General features: G+C 74.5%; 13 protein-coding genes. 9 read left to right on the top strand and 4 right to left on the bottom strand.

The genetic code is table 11. The features are described from left to right. Window positions 1-50: 50 nt before the first annotated feature. On the top strand, window positions 51-464 hold the full coding sequence (locus AB0L33_RS06920) for a cobalamin B12-binding domain-containing protein (RefSeq protein ID WP_365678423.1): 414 nt from the start codon (window positions 51-53) through the stop codon (window positions 462-464). Window positions 465-785: 321 nt separating this feature from the next. Here AB0L33_RS06920 and AB0L33_RS06915 read toward each other — a convergent pair whose 3' ends face one another. Together AB0L33_RS06915 and AB0L33_RS06910 are read right to left on the bottom strand one after the other, a co-directional pair. Then, window positions 786-2,453, bottom strand: coding sequence for a DUF5691 domain-containing protein (locus tag AB0L33_RS06915; RefSeq protein WP_365678421.1), 1,668 nt, complete (start codon window positions 2,451-2,453; stop codon window positions 786-788). Window positions 2,454-2,482: 29 nt separating this feature from the next. Continuing rightward, window positions 2,483-3,847 carry an SWIM zinc finger family protein gene (locus AB0L33_RS06910; protein WP_365678418.1) on the bottom strand — a complete coding sequence of 455 codons (1,365 nt, stop codon included), beginning with the start codon at window positions 3,845-3,847 and terminating at the stop codon, window positions 2,483-2,485. Between the two features lie 154 nt (window positions 3,848-4,001). Between AB0L33_RS06910 and AB0L33_RS06905 the strand changes: the two genes are divergently transcribed. From AB0L33_RS06905 to sucD, 5 genes are all read left to right on the top strand, one after another. Next, window positions 4,002-5,114 (top strand): AAA family ATPase, encoded by a 1,113-nt coding sequence (locus AB0L33_RS06905; RefSeq protein ID WP_365678416.1) that lies wholly within the window; start codon window positions 4,002-4,004, stop codon window positions 5,112-5,114. After that, window positions 5,111-7,489: a DUF5682 family protein gene (locus AB0L33_RS06900; RefSeq protein ID WP_365678407.1), complete on the top strand. Its 2,379-nt coding sequence runs from the start codon at window positions 5,111-5,113 to the stop codon at window positions 7,487-7,489. The genes AB0L33_RS06905 and AB0L33_RS06900 overlap by 4 nt, the downstream gene beginning before the upstream one ends. Further along, window positions 7,486-8,694: a VWA domain-containing protein gene (locus tag AB0L33_RS06895; protein ID WP_365678405.1), complete on the top strand. Its 1,209-nt coding sequence runs from the start codon at window positions 7,486-7,488 to the stop codon at window positions 8,692-8,694. The genes AB0L33_RS06900 and AB0L33_RS06895 overlap by 4 nt, the downstream gene beginning before the upstream one ends. Window positions 8,695-8,883: 189 nt before the next feature. After that, window positions 8,884-10,065: an ADP-forming succinate--CoA ligase subunit beta gene (gene sucC / locus AB0L33_RS06890; RefSeq protein ID WP_073964356.1), complete on the top strand. Its 1,182-nt coding sequence runs from the start codon at window positions 8,884-8,886 to the stop codon at window positions 10,063-10,065. Window positions 10,066-10,086: 21 nt separating this feature from the next. After that, a complete protein-coding gene (sucD, locus tag AB0L33_RS06885) occupies window positions 10,087-10,971 on the top strand; it encodes a succinate--CoA ligase subunit alpha (protein WP_164404328.1) in 885 nt (294 codons plus the stop codon). Window positions 10,972-11,074: 103 nt separating this feature from the next. Here sucD and AB0L33_RS06880 read toward each other — a convergent pair whose 3' ends face one another. Continuing rightward, window positions 11,075-12,247 (bottom strand): helix-turn-helix domain-containing protein, encoded by a 1,173-nt coding sequence (locus AB0L33_RS06880; RefSeq protein ID WP_365678402.1) that lies wholly within the window; start codon window positions 12,245-12,247, stop codon window positions 11,075-11,077. A 125-nt stretch (window positions 12,248-12,372) separates the two neighbouring features. On the opposite strand from AB0L33_RS06880, the gene AB0L33_RS06875 reads away from it, so the two are divergent. Next, window positions 12,373-13,914: a DUF6350 family protein gene (locus AB0L33_RS06875; RefSeq protein ID WP_365678679.1), complete on the top strand. Its 1,542-nt coding sequence runs from the start codon at window positions 12,373-12,375 to the stop codon at window positions 13,912-13,914. Here the strand turns inward: AB0L33_RS06875 and AB0L33_RS06870 are convergent. Continuing rightward, on the bottom strand, window positions 13,904-14,728 hold the full coding sequence (locus AB0L33_RS06870; protein WP_365678400.1) for a hypothetical protein: 825 nt from the start codon (window positions 14,726-14,728) through the stop codon (window positions 13,904-13,906). The genes AB0L33_RS06875 and AB0L33_RS06870 overlap by 11 nt on opposite strands. Window positions 14,729-15,024: 296 nt before the next feature. Between AB0L33_RS06870 and purN the strand changes: the two genes are divergently transcribed. Both purN and purH read left to right on the top strand, forming a co-directional pair. Continuing rightward, complete coding sequence (gene purN, locus AB0L33_RS06865; RefSeq protein WP_365678398.1) at window positions 15,025-15,681, top strand: phosphoribosylglycinamide formyltransferase; 657 nt, start codon at window positions 15,025-15,027, stop codon at window positions 15,679-15,681. Continuing rightward, the gene (purH, locus tag AB0L33_RS06860; RefSeq protein WP_365678396.1) at window positions 15,668-17,221 is read left to right on the top strand and encodes a bifunctional phosphoribosylaminoimidazolecarboxamide formyltransferase/IMP cyclohydrolase; all 1,554 of its coding nucleotides are present in this window, start codon (window positions 15,668-15,670) and stop codon (window positions 17,219-17,221) included. The genes purN and purH overlap by 14 nt, the downstream gene beginning before the upstream one ends. Window positions 17,222-17,292: the final 71 nt, after the last annotated feature.

Genomic DNA, 17,292 nt, shown 5'->3' with positions numbered 1-17,292 from the left:
CGTTCACATCCCCGGCCCTTCAGGCACGGGAGACGCATGTGGAGGCAGTGATGGGTGTGACCGGTCCGATCCGTGTGGTGGTGGCCAAGCCGGGCCTCGACGGCCATGACCGCGGGGCGAAGGTGATCGCGCGGGCGCTGCGCGACGCGGGTATGGAGGTCATCTACACCGGCCTGCACCAGACGCCGGAGCAGATCGTGGACACGGCGATCCAGGAGGACGCCGACGCGATCGGCCTCTCGATCCTCTCCGGCGCGCACAACACGCTGTTCGCCAAGGTGATCGAACTCCTGAAGGACCGCGACGCGGCGGACATCAAGGTCTTCGGCGGCGGCATCATCCCGGAGGCCGACATCGCCCCCCTGAAGGACCAGGGCGTCGCCGAGATCTTCACCCCGGGCGCGACGACGACGGCGATCGTCGACTGGGTCAACGCGAACGTCCGCCAGACCGCGCAGGCGTAGGGCGCGTGGGGCGCCGGAGGCGCCGGGGCCCGGGGCTGCGTTCCGGGGCCCTGCGGTCCGGGGGCCCCGCGGTCCGGGGCCCCGCGGTCCGGGGCCCCGCGGTCCGGGGCGGCCGGGGTTCCGGAGCAGTCGCGGTCCGGGGCGGCCGGGCCCCGGCCGGGCCTGCCGGGCCCGCGTCGGGCCGGACACCCCGTGCCCCGTACGCCGCGTGCCGCACGGGCGGTCCGCGTCGGCTCCGTGCCCGGGCGGAGCCGGGGCGGGCGGCGTCCGGCAGGGATGCGGCCTTCCCGCGCGGGGGGACGGGGCCGCCCGGCACCGGGGTCACCGCATCGGGGACCCGGACAGCTCGCTGTCCATCGTGGCGCGCAGGCGCAGCGTGGAGACCAGGCGTTGGAACGCCTCCGTCCAGTAGCCGTTCGCGCCGGGGGAGGCGTCCGCCGGCTCGGCGGGGGTCGTCGTCAGGACCTCCAGGCGGGCCGCTTCCGCCGGGTCGAGGCAGCGTTCCGCCAGACCCATGACGCCGCTGAAGCTCCACGGATAGCTGCCCGCGTCCCTCGCGATGTCGAGCGCGTCGACCACGGCCCGGCCGAGCGGCGGCGCCCACGGGACCGGGCAGACCCCCAGCAGCTGGAACGCCTCCGACAAACCGTGCGCGGCGACGAAGTCCGCCACCCAGACGGCCCGTTCCGCCGGAGGCAGCACCGCCAGGAGCTTCGCCCGCTCGGCGAGCGACGCCGTACCGGGGCCGTTCGACGGGGGCGTCGACGGCGGACCCAGCAACGCCCGCGCCCACGCGGCATCGCGCTGCCGCCCGGCCGCCCGGCACCAGGCCGCGTGCAGCTCCTCGCCCCAGCCGTCCGCCACCGGCAGGCCCACGATCTCCGCCGCGTCGCGCCCGCCGAACCGCGCGGGCCAGACGGACAGCGGGGTCGCCTCCACCAACTGGCCCAGCCACCACGACCGTTCGCCCCGGCCGGACGGCGGGAGCGGCACCACCCCGTCCCGCTGCATCGCCTCGTCGCACTCGTGCGGCGCCTCCACCGCGACGAACGGCTCGTCGCCGGTGAGCCCCGGGCTCACACAGGACAGCGCCCGCTCCGCCATTCGCCCGGCCAGCGCCGAACCGGGCAGCGCGGACAGCAACTCGGCCGCCGTCGCCCGGACATTGCGGCTGCGGTCCGCGAGCGCCCGTTCCAGGAACTCCTCGTCGTCGGCGGACAGCCCGGTGCGCAGCGAGTCCACGAACATGAGCCGGTCCTCGGCCCGTTCCGTCTTCCACGTGGTGGCCAGCAGTACGCGGGCCGCCTGCGGGTCATGCGCACGGACGGCCCCGAGCAGCGCGATCCGTTCCGCGAACAGGCCCTCCTCCCACAGCCGGCGCACCGCCTCCGGGTCGTCCGGCGAAGGCAGCAGCGCGCTCCCGGAGGCGCCGCGCAGCGCGAACTTCCACTCCGGGTTCAGCCCGGCCAGCCACAGGCCGCGCGGCCCGGCGAACTCCAGGGTCTGCGGGCGCAGATCGGTGCGGGCCCGGGCCGCGTCCAGCAGGGCGGGCAGGGCCGAGTCCGGCGCCCGGTAGCCGTGCAGGTTGGCGGTGGCCAGCCACTGCGGGATCAGCTCCGTAAGGTCCGGAGCCGCGCCCCGTCGGCCGCCGGAGCCCGCCGCCCGGTCCGCCAGGAGCTGGGCCAGCCGGCCCCGGGCCGCTTCCGGCAGGGGCGGCCGGGGATCGTCGGGCGCCGCGGCGGGGCGCGGGAGCGCGGCGGCGGGCAGCAGCCCCGCGCGCCGTCGCACGGTGTGCAGCGCGGCGGCGTCCAGCAGCGCGGCGGCCGCACCGTCCGGACCGGCGCCGGGGACGCCCCCGGGCGGCCGGCGGTCCGTGCCGAGCAGAGCCGAGGTGACCAGCTCCTCCCACGGCACGGAGGCGAGCGCGTCGGACGCGGGGGCCTCCGCGCCCGCTGTCGGGGTGGCGGCTGGTGTGGTCGTACGAGGCATCGCCCCTCCTTCGGAGCCGGACTACGGAGTCAGATGAGCGTGACGGTCTCGACGGGAGCGCCCGCGCCGCCCGCGGTCCACGCCGCCAGCGGGTCGAAGCCCCGGTGGCCGCACTCGCCGAAGACCGTGAGCGGGGCGCCGCCCGAGACCGCGACGAGCTTCCAGAGCGACGGGCGGTTCAGCGCGGCGGTCGTCACGGGCAGGGCCTCCCGGCCCTCCGCGTCCACCAGTTGCCAGCCGTCCGGGGACGGCACCGGTATGACGTCGCGCAAGGTCACCGGCCAGGACTCCGCCCACGGATCGTCGGTCAGGGCCCGCCCGTACGCGGCGATCGCCTCGGCGGCCGTGACACCCGGCGGGGGCGTGACGGCGGGCTCGGGCGCGCCGAAGCGTTCGCCCAGCTCGGCCCGGAGCTGCCCGGACCCCGGATGGGGCGTCAGCCCGGCGTCGATCGTGACGCCCACGGGCAGGGCCTGGGCGGGGGAGCGGCCGGCCGCCCCGAAGGACAGCAGCAGCGCGGTGCGCCCCGACTCCTCCCCGTACAGCCAGATGCGGCGGGCGACGATCTTGCCCTCGGGGGTGTCGTACTGGGCGAGGACCAGCCAGCGGTCGCGGACCGGCGGGCCCTCCGGGGAGGCCGGCAGCCCCACCCGGGTGCGGACCGTGGCCGCGAGGGCGGGCGGCAGCCGGTCGCGGCCCAGCCAGGCCGAGTCCAGCAGATGGAGCAGCGCGCACTCCTCCAGGAGCCGCACCGGCCAGCCCGGGCCCGATGCCGGGACGGCACCCAGCTCCCGCACCCGGCCCGCGAGACCGGGCGCCTGCGCGTCGACCATGCGGGCCGCCGTCTCCTCCCACAGCCCGTACCCCGACTGCTCGGCCGCCGCGAGACCGCCCCGCAACAGGTCGGTCAGCCGCCGCTCCAACTCCCGCGCACCGCCCCCGATCCGCTCGGCGCGCTTCGCCGCCCGCTTGCGCGCGGCCTCCGGATCGGCGGGACCCGCCGCCCCCTCGCCCCCGGCCGGCCGCGCCTTCGCCTCCGCGCGGGCGCGGCGGCCGGTCAGCCACTCCTCGGCCCAGTCCGGCGGCGACCCGGCGGGCACCGCCGCTTCGTCGGCGGCACGGAGCAGCAACAGCCCCAGCGCGTGTTTGCACGGGAACTTCCGGCTGGGGCAACTGCACTTGTACGCGGGGCCGGTGGTGTCGACCACCGTCCGGTACGGCTTGCTCCCGCTGCCCTTGCACAGCCCCCACACCGCACCCGTCGCCTCGCACCCGGTCTCCGACCAGGAACCGGCCGCACCGAGCTTGTTCCCCGCCTTGCGTGAGGCGTCGTCAGGAGCCAGGGCCAGCACCTGCTCCACCGTCCAGCGCGCGGCCGAGGCAGCGTCGGCCAAGGGTTCTCCCCCGTCAGTCAGCAGCATGCCAACGACGTTAGGCGGCCCCACTGACAATCGCCCTGACCTGCGCGAAGGCCGATTGTCAGTGCCATGGTGCACGGTGGAACCACATCCGGCCGACCGACTTGGCGACCGATCCGGAGGGGGATCCATGACCGTGTCCGAAACCACCCAGGCGAGCACAGGCGAGGCTCTGCGCCCGCACGCCGAGGACGCCTTCGCCGACGAGCTGAAGGCGCTCGCGGCAGCCGACGACCGCCCCCGGCCCGAGCGCTGGCGCCTGTCGCCCTGGGCCGTCGCGACGTATCTGCTCGGCGGCACCCTGCCCGACGGCACCGTCATCACACCCAAGTACGTGGGCCCGCGCCGCCTCGTCGAGGTCGCCGTCACCACGCTCGCCACCGACCGGGCACTGCTGCTCCTCGGCGTCCCCGGCACCGCCAAGACCTGGGTCTCCGAGCACCTGGCCGCAGCCGTCAGCGGTGACTCGACGCTGCTCGTCCAGGGCACCGCGGGCACCCCGGAAGAGGCCGTCCGCTACGGGTGGAACTACGCGCAGCTGCTCGCCAACGGCCCCAGTCGCGACGCGCTCGTGCCCAGCCCGCTGATGCGCGCCATGTCCCAGGGCATGACCGCCCGCATCGAGGAACTGACCCGCATCCCCGCCGACGTGCAGGACTCGCTGATCACGATCCTGTCCGAGAAGACCCTGCCCCTGCCCGAGCTGGGCCAGGAGGTGCAGGCGGTGCGCGGGTTCAACGTCATCGCGACCGCCAACGACCGTGACCGGGGCGTCAACGAGCTGTCCAGCGCGCTGCGCCGCCGGTTCAACACCGTGGTCCTGCCGCTGCCCGCCACCCCGGAGGCGGAGGTCGACATCGTCTCCCGCCGCGTCGACCAGGTCGGCCGCTCGCTCGACCTGCCGCCCGCGCCGGACGGCCTCGCCGAGATCCGGCGCGTCGTCACGGTCTTCCGCGAACTGCGGGACGGCGTCACCACCGACGGCCGCACCAAGCTCAAGTCCCCCTCGGGGACGCTCTCCACGGCCGAGGCCATCTCCGTCGTCACCAACGGCCTCGCGCTCGCCGCCCACTTCGGGGACGGCGTGCTCCGCCCCGGGGACGTCGCGGCCGGCATCCTCGGCGCCGTCGTCCGCGACCCGGCGGCGGACCGGGTCATCTGGCAGGAGTACCTGGAGACCGTGGTACGCGAGCGGGACGGCTGGAAGGACTTCTACCGCGCCTGCCGGGAGGCGTCCGCATGACCGGCACCCGTGCAGCGGGGCCGCTGCTGCTGGGGGTGCGGCACCACGGCCCCGGCTCGGCCCGCGCCGTCCGCGCCGCCCTCGACACGGCGAACCCGCGCGCGGTCCTCGTCGAGGGCCCGCCCGAGGGCGACGCGCTGCTGCCGTTCGCGGCCGACGAGGAGATGCGGCCCCCGGTCGCCCTGCTCGCCCACGCGGTGGACGACCCCGGCCGGGCCGCGTTCTGGCCGTTCGCCGAGTTCTCCCCCGAGTGGGTCGCGATCCGCTGGGCCCTGGCGAGGGACGTGCCGGTCCGCTTCATCGACCTGCCCGCCGCGCACTCGCTGGCCATGGAGACCGAAGCCGACCGCGACGACGACGCCCCCGAGGAGGAGCCGGCCGAGCGGCCCGTCCCCGTCGACCCGATCCGGGTGCTCGCCGAGACCGCCGGGTACGACGACCCCGAGCGCTGGTGGGAGGACGTGGTCGAGCACCGCGTCCCCGGCAGCGGCGAGGCGGCCGGACCGCTCGCCGCGTTCGCCGCGCTCGGCGAGGCGATGACCGCGCTCCGCGAGGCGTACGGCGACGGCGGGCATCCCAGGGACGCGGTGCGCGAGGCGTACATGCGCATCCAGATCCGTACGGCCGCCAAGGAGTTCGGCGACGAGTTCGCCGTGATCTGCGGCGCCTGGCACGTCCCCGCCCTGCGTACGCGCCCGACGCTCACCGCCGACCGGGCCCTGCTCAAGGGCCTGCCCAAGGCCAAGGCCGAACTGACCTGGGTGCCCTGGACCCACCGCAGGCTCGCCCGGCACAGCGGATACGGCGCGGGCATCGAGTCGCCCGGCTGGTACGAACACCTCTTCGCCGCCCCGGACCGCCCCATCGAGCGGTGGATGACGAAGGTCGCCGGACTCCTGCGCGACGAGGACCGGTTCGTCTCGTCGGCCCACGCCATCGAGGCCGTCCGGCTCGCCGAGACGCTCGCCGCGATGCGCGGCCGTCCGCTCGCCGGGCTGAGCGAGACGACCGACGCGATCCGGGCCGTCATGTGCGAGGGCTCCGACGTGCCCCTCGCGCTCGTCCACGACCGCCTCGTCGTCGGCACCACGCTCGGCGAGGTCCCCGACACCGCCCCCGCCGTCCCCCTCCAGCGCGACCTGACCCGGCAGCAGCGCACCCTGCGGCTGAAGCCGGAGGCCGACGAGCGGGAGATCGAGCTCGACCTGCGCAAGGACACCGACGCCTCCCGCAGCCGCCTGCTCCACCGGCTCCGCCTCCTCGGCATCGGCTGGGGCGAACCGACTGCCGGGCGGGGGAGCACCGGCACCTTCCGGGAGAGCTGGCGGCTGCGCTGGGAGCCCGAGCTGTACGTGCGCGTCGCCGAAGCGGGCGTCTGGGGCACCACCGTGCTCTCCGCCGCCACCGCCCGCGCCGAGTCCGACGCCCTGGCCGCCCCCGCGCTCGCCGACGTGACCGCGCTGGCCGAGCGCTGCCTGCTCGCCGACCTGCCGGACGCCCTGCCGGTCGTGATGCGGGCCCTCGCCGACCGCGCCGCGCTCGACGCCGACGTCGGCCACCTCGCGGACGCCCTGCCCGCCCTCGCCCGCACCCTGCGCTACGGAGACGTCCGCGCCACGGACACCACCGCGCTCGGCGAGGTCGCGGCCGGCCTCGCGAAACGGATCTGCGTCGGCCTGCCCCCCGCCTGTACCGGGCTCGACGCCGACGGGGCCGAGGCGCTGCGCCGCCAGGTGGACGGCGTCCACACCGCCATCGGACTCCTCGCCGGAGCCGTCCCTTCGAGCGCGGACGGGCTGCGGACGCGGTGGCGCGCGGTGCTGCGCAAGCTCACCGTCCGGGACACGGTCGCGGGCGTCATCCGGGGCCGGGCCGCCCGCCTGCTCCTGGACGACGGCCACCTCGACCAGGACGCGGCCGCCCGGCTGATGGGCCTCGCACTCTCCCCGGGCACCCCGCCGGCCGACGCCGCCGCCTGGATCGAGGGCTTCGTCGGCGGCGCGGCGGGCGGCGGCATGCTCCTCGTCCACGACGAACGGCTGCTCGCCCTGGTCGACTCCTGGCTCACCGGAGTCCCCGCCGACACGTTCACCGACGTGCTGCCCCTGCTGCGGCGCACCTTCTCCGCGTACGAACCGGGCGTCCGGCGCACCCTCGGCGACCTCGTCCGGCGCGGCCCGGCCCCCGCCGGGGCGACGGGGGCCGGGTCCCCGTCGGGTGCGGGCGCGACGGCCCCGGGCTTCGGCCCGGTCCTGGACGCGGCCCGCGCGGACGCGGTGGTCCCGGTCCTGCGCCTGCTCCTCGGCCTGGACGAGGCCCCGGCACCCGCGGCTCCCGCCCACCACGACCACACACCACTGGGGGAGACGGCATGACGACCACCACGGACACCGCCCACGACGAGCGGCTGCGCCGCTGGCGCCTGGTGCTGGGCGCCGACAGCGAGGAGAGCACCGGGCGCGGGCTCACCGGCCGCGACGCCGCGATGGACCAGGCGCTCACCGCGCTCTACGGGAGCGGGGGACGGCCCGGCGGCCGGAGCGGCAGCGGGCGCTCCGCCGGACTCGGCGCCTCCGCACCCTCCGTGGCCCGCTGGCTCGGTGACATCCGGACGTACTTCCCCAGCTCGGTCGTCCAGGTCATGCAGCGCGACGCCATCGACCGCCTCGGCCTCTCCGCGCTCCTGCTCGAACCGGAGATGCTGGAGGCCGTCGAGGCCGACGTCCACCTCGTCGGCACGCTGCTCTCGCTCAACAAGGCGATGCCCGAGACGACGAAGGAGACCGCCCGGGCGGTGGTCCGCAAGGTGGTCGAGCAGCTGGAGAAGCGGCTCACCACCCGCACCCGGGCCACGCTCACCGGCGCGCTCGACCGGTCGGCGAAGGTCACCCGCCCCCGCCACCACGACATCGACTGGGACCGGACCATCCGGGCCAACCTCAAGAACTACCTGGAGCTGCCCGGCCGGGACGGCGCCGGCACGATCGTCCCCGAACGGCTCATCGGCTACGGCCGGGCCGCCCAGTCCGTGAAGAAGGACGTCATCCTCTGCATCGACCAGTCGGGCTCGATGGCCGCCTCCGTGGTCTACGCGTCGGTGTTCGGCGCCGTGCTCGCCTCGATGCGCTCCCTCCGGACCCGGCTGGTCGTCTTCGACACGGCGGTGGTCGACCTCACCGACCAGCTGGACGATCCCGTGGACGTCCTGTTCGGCACCCAGCTCGGCGGCGGCACCGACATCAACCGGGCCCTGGCCTACTGCCAGTCCCGGATCACCCGGCCGGCCGACACCGTCGTCGTGCTCATCAGCGACCTGTACGAGGGCGGCATCCGCAACGAGATGCTGAAGCGGGTCGCCGCGATGAAGGCGTCCGGGGTCCAGTTCGTGACGCTGCTCGCCCTCTCCGACGAGGGCGCCCCGGCCTACGACCGCGACCACGCGGCCGCGCTGGCCGCCCTCGGAGCCCCCGCCTTCGCCTGTACGCCGGACCTCTTCCCGGACGTCATGGCCGCCGCGATCGAGAAGCGGCCCCTGCCGATACCGGACCCGGAGAACGCCCCCACCAGTGGGAATCTGTGACCGTAATCACCGCCCAGGTGTGATCTGCGATTTAGGGTCACACCGGCCTCGGGGATAACCTGCGAGATGGACATGCCGCGTATCCGGTCACCGTGTGCGCCTTCCTAGTGACACCGCAGTCACGTTGCCCCTCGCGGCACGCCCACGCAGAAAACCAACCGCGAGACCATTGATAAGGGACGGACGCGCGTGGACCTGTTCGAGTACCAGGCGAGGGACCTCTTCGCCAAGCACGGTGTACCGGTGCTGGCCGGTGAAGTCATCGACACGCCTGAGGCAGCCCGCGAGGCGACCGAGCGGCTGGGCGGCAAGTCGGTCGTCAAGGCGCAGGTGAAGGTCGGCGGCCGCGGCAAGGCCGGCGGCGTCAAGCTGGCGGCGAACGCCGACGAGGCGGTCGCCCGCGCGACCGACATCCTCGGCATGGACATCAAGGGCCACACGGTCCACAAGGTGATGATCGCCGAGCTGTCGCCGGAGATCGAGGCGGAGTACTACGTCTCGTACCTGCTCGACCGCACCAACCGCACCTTCCTGGCCATGGCCTCGGTGCAGGGTGGCATGGACATCGAGGAGGTCGCGGAGAAGACCCCCGAGGCCCTCGCGAAGGTTCCGGTCAACGCCGTCGACGGCGTCGACATCGCCAAGGCCCGCGAGATCGTGGCCCAGGCGAAGTTCCCGGCCGACGTGGCCGAGGGCGTCGCCGAGGCCCTGGTCACCCTGTGGGAGACCTTCGTCGCCGAGGACGCGCTCCTCGTCGAGGTCAACCCGCTGGTGAAGACCAAGGACGGCCGCATCCTGGCCCTGGACGGCAAGGTCTCGCTGGACGAGAACGCCGACTTCCGCCAGCCGGAGCACGAGGCCCTCGAGGACAAGGCCGCGGCCAACCCGCTCGAGGCCGCCGCCAAGGCCAAGAACCTCAACTACGTCAAGCTCGACGGCGAGGTCGGCATCATCGGCAACGGCGCGGGTCTGGTCATGTCGACCCTGGACGTCGTCGCGTACGCCGGTGAGAAGCACGGCAACGTGAAGCCCGCCAACTTCCTCGACATCGGTGGCGGCGCGTCCGCCGAGGTCATGGCGAACGGCCTGGAGATCATCCTCGGCGACTCGGACGTCAAGTCCGTCTTCGTCAACGTCTTCGGTGGCATCACCGCCTGCGACGAGGTCGCCAACGGCATCGTCCAGGCCCTGGAGCTGCTGAAGTCGAAGGGCGAGGACGTCACCAAGCCCCTCGTCGTCCGCCTCGACGGCAACAACGCGGAGCTGGGTCGCAAGATCCTCTCCGACGCCAACCACCCGCTGGTCCAGCGCGTGGACACCATGGACGGCGCGGCCGACAAGGCCGCCGAGCTCGCCGCGGCTGCGAAGTAAGGAAGAGGGACTCAGACCACCATGGCTATCTTCCTCACCAAGGACAGCAAGGTCATCGTCCAGGGGATGACCGGCGCCACCGGCATGAAGCACACCAAGCTCATGCTCGGCGACGGCACCAACATCGTCGGCGGCGTCAACCCGCGCAAGGCCGGCACGACCGTCGACTTCGACGGCACCGAGGTCCCCGTGTTCGGCTCCGTCGCCGAGGCGATGGAGAAGACCGGCGCCGACGTGTCCGTCCTCTTCGTGCCGCCGGCCTTCGCCAAGGCCGCCGTCATCGAGGCGATCGACGCCGAGATCCCGCTCGCCGTCGTGATCACCGAGGGCATCGCCGTCCACGACTCGGCCGCCTTCTGGGCGTACGCCGGCTCGAAGGGCAACAAGACCCGGATCATCGGTCCGAACTGCCCCGGCCTGATCACCCCTGGCCAGTCCAACGCCGGCATCATCCCGGGCGACATCACCAAGCCCGGCCGCATCGGTCTCGTGTCCAAGTCCGGCACGCTGACCTACCAGATGATGTACGAGCTCCGCGACATCGGCTTCTCGTCCGCCGTCGGCATCGGTGGCGACCCGGTCATCGGTACGACGCACATCGACGCCCTCGCGGCGTTCGAGGCGGACCCCGAGACCGACCTGATCGTCATGATCGGCGAGATCGGCGGCGACGCCGAGGAGCGCGCGGCCGACTTCATCAAGGCCAACGTCACCAAGCCGGTCGTCGGTTACGTCGCGGGCTTCACGGCCCCCGAGGGCAAGACCATGGGCCACGCCGGCGCCATCGTCTCCGGCTCCTCCGGCACCGCGCAGGCCAAGAAGGAGGCCCTTGAGGCCGCCGGCGTGAAGGTCGGCAAGACGCCGACCGAGACCGCCAAGCTGGCGCGCGAGATCCTCGGCGCCTGACCCCGTCGCCGCGCTCGCGCGGCAGGTGTCACCGTACGCACGACGCGGGCCCGTCCCCCTCACCCGGGGGACGGGCCCGCGTCGTCGTGCGCGCCGGACCGGTTCAGCCGGCCTCGGGTACCAGCCGGGCCGGGCCGCGGAAGACCTCGTCGGCGAGCTTCTTCCGCAGCTTGACGTCCTGCGGCGTCAGCTTCTGCGGGCCCCCGACCGGCGGCACCCCGCCGACCTTCTGGGCGGGCGCCGGGGGCGTCTCGTACTTCCGGGGGGCCGTGGCCAGGGTGATCAGCGTGAGCCCGACGATCAGCACGGTGAACGCGATGGCCGTCCTGGCCCACAGCTGCGCCTTGCGTTCGCTGCCGGTACGGATCAGTTCCGGCACCGGGAGCGGGGCGACCGGCCGGCTGCGGGCGAGGGTGCCCAGCTGCTCGTGGATCAGCGCGGCCTGCGCGTCCGGTGCGCCGGGCTCGGCGATCTCGGGCAGCCGCTCGGCGACCGCCGCCCGCGCGGTCACCAGCCGCCCGGCCGCCGCCCGGGTGCTCGCCTCGGTCTCCGCCGCGGTCTCCGGCAGTCCGAGCCCCACTCCGTCGTGCAGCACCAGCGTGCGGCGGTACGCGGGGGGCAGGGCCAGCAGCGCGTCCAGCAGGGCCCGCGAGGCCGGGGCCTCGGGCGGCGGGTCGGGGCGCCGGTGCTCCCGGTTCAGCCGGCGCCACGGGGACATCGCGTACTCGTAGGCGGCGGCGCGCACCCAGCCGACCGGGTCCCGGTCCACCGCGACCTCCGGCCACCGCTCCCAGGCCAGCTCGAACGCCTTGGTCACGGCCGCGCGGGACAGGGCGCGCTGTCCGGTCAGCAGATAGGTCTGCTGGAAGAGCGCCGCGGCGGCGTACTGGTACAGCGCGTCGAACGCGGCGGCGGGCGCGTCGTCCGCGTGACCGTCGTCCGGCTCAGCTGCTTCCGGTTCGACGGTCGCGTCCCGTTCGACGCTCTCGTCCGGTTCGACGGCGGCCACGGCTGCGCTCCCGGGGGCTTCGAGGGGGACAGGCGGCGGGGGTGCCGGGGCGGCGGCGACCGCCCCGATCAGCCGGGCGTACGCCTCGCGCTTGCGGCCGCGCGGACTGCTGCGGCCCGTCTCCCAGGCCCGTACCGTCGCCCGGGTCACGCCTACGGCGGACGCGACCTGGTCCTCCGTCAGCGAAAGGGCCTCCCGCAGCCTGCGCCGCTCCTTCGGCGAGGGCAGCGGAGGGGCGGCGGCCTTCTCGGACGTGCTCTGCGTCATGAGGGCCGCCCACACGACCTGCACCGGGTGAAAAAGTACATAAACGTATATTGATCGACACCCCGGCTGTTCGCCCGTTACACGAAATAAGCGCGTGTCGTTGGCAGCATGACCGCGTGACCCAAGTGACCGAACGCAGCCCGTTGTTGTCGCAGGGCGAGCGGGGCGGCCCCGCCGTGCTGGTCTCCGCGGTGCTGCGCGGTGCCGTGGCGGCCGGGCTCGGCGCCGGCTCCCTCGCCGTCCTCGTCGCCGCGCTCTGGATCAGCTCACCGGCCCCGGACAGCGGACCCGGCGAGGCGTTCCACGCCGCGGCCGGGCTCTGGCTCCTCGCGCACGGCGCCGAACTGGTCAGGACCGAGACGCTGACCGGGGCCCCGGCACCGGTGGGCGTCGTCCCGCTGCTGCTCGCCGTGCTGCCGGTGTGGCTGGTGCACCGGGCGGCCCGGGACGTGCTGGAGCCCGAGGAGGGGCGCGGGGTCCCCTCGCCTGGCGGCGCGTTCGCCTCGGTGACGGGCGGATATCTGCTGGTGGGGGCCGCGGTGGCCCTCTACGCGCGCGGCACGTCGCTGTCCGCGCGGCCGCTCACCCTGCTCTTTCCCGCCGCCCTCGTCGTGGCGGGCGCGGCGGCGGCCGGGGTGTGGACGGCCTGCGGGCGCCCGCTCGGGCCGCCGCCCTCGTGGGCGCCGGTGCGGCTCCACGAGGCGATGGCGCGCACCCGCTTCCTGCGGCGGGCCGACGCGGTGGGCCGGTCGGCGCTGGCCGGGACCGCGGTGCTGCTGGGCGGCGGCGCGCTGGTCGTCGCGTCGGCCCTGGTGTGGCACGGCGCACCGGTCCAGGAATCGTTCCTCCGGCTCTCCGGCGACTGGGGCGGCCGCATCGCCGTGCTCCTGCTGGCGCTGGGGCTCGTGCCGAACGCGGCGGTGTGGGGCGCGGCGTACGGGCTGGGCCCCGGGTTCGCCCTCGGCACCGGCGCGACGGTCGCCCCGGCGGCCTTCACCGGGCACCCGGCCGTCCCCGACTTCCCACTGCTGGCCGCGATGCCCGCGCAGGGCCCGGGCACCCCGCTGAACTGGGCGGCCGGGGCGGTCCCGGTGGCGGCGGCGCTGACGCTGGCCTGGTTCACCGCACGGAGGGCGGCGCCGGTCCGGGGCGTACGGGCAGAGGCGTGGGGGCCGGCGGAGACCGCGCTCACCACCGCACTGGGGGCGGTGGGCTGCGGGCTCGGCACGGCGCTGCTGGCGGCGGCGGCCAGGGGGCCGCTCGGCACGCACGCCCTGGCGGACTTCGGACCGGTGTGGTGGCTCACCGGGGCGGCGGCCCTGGGGTGGACGGCGGTGATCGGCGTCCCGGCGGCCCTGCTGCTCCGGGCCTGGCGGCTGCGCGGCCGCACGAAGGCGGACGCCGAACCGGAGGAGCCGGACACCACGGCGGACACCGTGAACACGGCCAAGGCCCCGAAGCCCCCGAAAGCTCCGAAGACCCCCAAGGCACCCGCACCCGTCGCCCCCGGGCCGCCCGAACCCGCGAAGGAGAAGAACGAAGGCGGAAGCCGGGACGAGGACGGCGACGGGGACGACGACCTGGACCCGTACGACTTCCTCCCCACCGACCCCTGGCACGCCCGGGAGACCGACGCGCCCTCCGGCCCCCCGGCCGCTAGCGCTTGACGCCGAAGAACGGCTCCAGCGGCTTCGGGAGCAGGTCGTTGCAGGTCAGCTGGCCCGACTTGGTCAGGGCGTCGTTCACACAGGTGTAGTAGTCGCGGTAGACCATCTGCACCGTGAACGTCGTCGCGACGATCGCCAGCGCGACCACGCCCGTCACCAGACCGCTCACCGCGGCCGTGGTCTGCTGCCGCCCCCCGCGCTGCGCGGCGAGCGTGTCCGGCGCCGGAGCGGTCCCGTCCGCCGTACCGGGAGCGGCGGGGCCCTCCGCCGCGTCACCCGCCACCGGCGGCTTCGGCTTGGCGCGCAGCGCGCTGACCGCCCAGTACGTGGCGAGCGCGCCGAGCAGCAGGGCGATCTCCGAGAAGTCGAAGATCGCGAAGAAGAAGGCCCACATGCCGGAGAGCAGCGCGTAGCGGGCGCGGCGCTGGATGGGGTCGGTCGGGTCCCAGCGCGGACCGGCCGGGGGCCGCTCCGTACCGCCGGGACCGGAGGGGCGCCCGCCGAAGGAGCCGTTCTGGCGGCCGGGCTGCTGACTGCTCCACTGGCTGCCCCACACGGGCCGGTCGTCGGACGGCCCGCCCTCGGGCCTGTCGCCGCCGTTCGCCGGGCCGTCCGGGGAGCCGGACGGGTGGCGCGGCTGCCAGGGCTGGTCGGGCCGTCCCTCGGGCGGCGGCGCGAAGGGGTTGTCGTCGTTCGGGCTCCCGGAGGAACCGGAGGAGCCGGTGGAGGAGGACGAGGAGGAGCGCTCGCGCATCAGCACGGTGGCCCGCTCGGGCAGCGGCTGGCGGAAAGCGGTGCGGCGTCGGTCCGGCATGTGGTGAACGTCTTCCCCATCTCGTCGTTTCCGCCCGGCGGACGGTTCGCTGCCCCTGACGCTACCTTCCGGCGAGGAGGGGCCGAAAGCGGGGAGCGCGGGGGTCCGTCACCCCCGTCAGGCAGGGGCGCGGCGAGGTGCCGGTATCGTTGCTGACGGTCGGCCCGTTCGTAGAGTTCCCCGTATGGGGGAGTGTGCTCCTTTCGTACGACCGTACAAATCGCAGGCCGCCGCCCCGGTGCCGTGGTGGCGGGCCGGCCGCTTCGAACCGCTCGCACGCGAGAAAGGGCCCAGCCGTGGCCTCCCCGCTTCCTTCCGCCGCCCCGGCCCGTGTGGTCGTCCTGGTCTCCGGTTCCGGTACGAACCTCCAGGCCCTGCTCGACGCGATCGGTGACGATCCCGAGGGCTTCGGCGTCCGGATCGTCGCGGTCGGCGCCGACCGCGACGGCATCGCCGGCCTGGAGCGGGCCGAGCGCGCCGGGCTCCCCACCTTCACGTGCCGCGTCAAGGACCACGCCACCCGCGAGGAGTGGGACGCCGCGCTCGCCGAGGCCACCGCCGCGCACCGGCCGGACCTCGTGGTGTCGGCCGGATTCATGAAGATCGTGGGCAAGGAGTTCCTGGCCCGGTTCGGCGGCCGCTTCATCAACACCCACCCCGCCCTGCTCCCCAGCTTTCCCGGTGCCCACGGCGTGCGCGACGCGCTCGCGTACGGCGTGAAGGTCACCGGGTGCACCGTCCACTTCGTCGACGACGGCGTCGACACCGGTCCGATCATCGCGCAGGGCGTGGTCGAGGTGACCGAAGAGGACACCCCGGAGGGCGAAGCGGCCCTCCACGAACGCATCAAGGAAGTCGAGCGCAAGCTGCTCGTCGAGGCCGTGGGGCGGCTCGCCCGCGACGGCTATCGCATTGAGGGACGAAAGGTTCATCTCGGTCATGTCGGAGAATAAGCCCATCCGCCGCGCCCTGGTCAGCGTCTACGACAAGACCGGCCTCGAAGACCTCGCCCGCGGTCTGCACGAGGCGGGTGTCGAACTGGTCTCCACCGGCTCCACCGCCGGAAAGATCGCCGCCGCCGGTGTCCCGGTCACCAAGGTCGAGGAGCTGACCGGCTTCCCCGAGTGCCTCGACGGCCGCGTCAAGACGCTGCACCCCCGCGTCCACGCCGGCATCCTCGCCGACCTGCGCCTCGACGCGCACCGCGAGCAGCTGGCCGAGCTGGGCGTCGAGCCGTTCGACCTGGTGGTCGTCAACCTGTACCCGTTCAAGGAGACCGTCGCGTCCGGCGCCACCGCCGACGAGTGCGTCGAGCAGATCGACATCGGCGGCCCCTCGATGGTCCGCGCCGCCGCCAAGAACCACCCCTCCGTGGCCGTGGTCACCAGCCCGGAGCGTTACTCCGACGTGCTCGCCGCGGTCCGGGCGGGCGGCTTCGACCTGACCGCCCGCAAGCGGCTCGCCGCCGAGGCGTTCCAGCACACCGCCGCCTACGACGTGGCCGTGGCCGGCTGGTTCGCCGCCGACTACGCCGCCGCCGACGACTCCGGCTTCCCGGACTTCCTCGGTGCGACCTACGAGCGCGAGAACGTCCTGCGCTACGGCGAGAACCCGCACCAGCCCGCCGCGCTCTACACCTCGGGCGCCGGCGGCCTCGCCGAGGCGGAGCAGCTGCACGGCAAGGAGATGTCCTACAACAACTACACGGACACCGACGCCGCCCGGCGCGCCGCGTACGACCACGCCGAGCCGTGCGTCGCGATCATCAAGCACGCCAACCCCTGCGGCATCGCCATCGCCGACGACATCGCCGAGGCGCACCGCAACGCGCACGCCTGCGACCCGCTCTCGGCGTTCGGCGGGGTCATCGCCGTCAACCGTCCGGTGACCGTCGCCATGGCCGAGCAGGTCGCGGAGATCTTCACCGAGGTCATCGTCGCCCCGGCGTACGAGGACGGCGCGGTCGAGATCCTGGCGCGCAAGAAGAACATCCGCGTGCTGCGCTGCCCCGAGGCCCCGTCCGCCGAGGTCGAGGTCAAGCCGATCGACGGCGGCGCGCTGCTCCAGGTCACCGACCGCCTCCAGGCCGAGGGCGACGACCCGGCCAACTGGACGCTCGCCACGGGCGACGCGCTCTCCGCCGACGAGCTGAAGGAGCTCGCCTTCGCGTGGAAGGCGTGCCGTGCGGTCAAGTCCAACGCCATCCTCCTCGCCAAGGGCGGCGCCTCGGTCGGCGTCGGCATGGGCCAGGTCAACCGGGTCGACTCCGCGAAGCTGGCCGTCGAGCGCGCGGGTGCGGAGCGGGCCGCCGGTGCCTACGCGGCGTCCGACGCCTTCTTCCCGTTCCCGGACGGGCTGGAGATCCTGACCGCCGCCGGCGTCAAGGCCGTGGTCCAGCCGGGCGGTTCGGTCCGCGACGAGCTGGTGGTCGAGGCCGCGAAGAAGGCCGGCGTGACGATGTACCTCACGGGCACCCGGCACTTCTTCCACTGAGCCGGTTCGTCCCCGTACGACCGAGGGCCGTAACCCCACGCGATCCGCGCGGGGTTACGGCCCTCGGGCCT

Origin of the sequence: Streptomyces sp. NPDC052299, assembly GCF_040679335.1 — a bacterium.
Lineage (GTDB): Bacteria > Actinomycetota > Actinomycetes > Streptomycetales > Streptomycetaceae > Streptomyces.
Note: the sequence above shows the minus strand (reverse complement) of the source record. Positions and strands in the feature narration are given on the sequence as shown.

Excerpts from the sequence above, each read along its gene's own strand:
- AB0L33_RS06870 (WP_365678400.1), bottom strand. The coding sequence starts at position 14,728 with ATGCCGGACCGACGCCGCACCGCTTTCCGCCAGCCGCTGCCCGAGCGG.
- AB0L33_RS06880 (WP_365678402.1), bottom strand. The coding sequence starts at position 12,247 with ATGACGCAGAGCACGTCCGAGAAGGCCGCCGCCCCTCCGCTGCCCTCG.
- AB0L33_RS06915 (WP_365678421.1), bottom strand. The coding sequence starts at position 2,453 with ATGCCTCGTACGACCACACCAGCCGCCACCCCGACAGCGGGCGCGGAG.
- AB0L33_RS06905 (WP_365678416.1), top strand. The coding sequence starts at position 4,002 with ATGACCGTGTCCGAAACCACCCAGGCGAGCACAGGCGAGGCTCTGCGC.
- purH (WP_365678396.1), top strand. The coding sequence starts at position 15,668 with ATGTCGGAGAATAAGCCCATCCGCCGCGCCCTGGTCAGCGTCTACGAC.
- AB0L33_RS06895 (WP_365678405.1), top strand. The coding sequence starts at position 7,486 with ATGACGACCACCACGGACACCGCCCACGACGAGCGGCTGCGCCGCTGG.
- sucD (WP_164404328.1), top strand. The coding sequence starts at position 10,087 with ATGGCTATCTTCCTCACCAAGGACAGCAAGGTCATCGTCCAGGGGATG.
- AB0L33_RS06920 (WP_365678423.1), top strand. The coding sequence starts at position 51 with ATGGGTGTGACCGGTCCGATCCGTGTGGTGGTGGCCAAGCCGGGCCTC.
- AB0L33_RS06900 (WP_365678407.1), top strand. The coding sequence starts at position 5,111 with ATGACCGGCACCCGTGCAGCGGGGCCGCTGCTGCTGGGGGTGCGGCAC.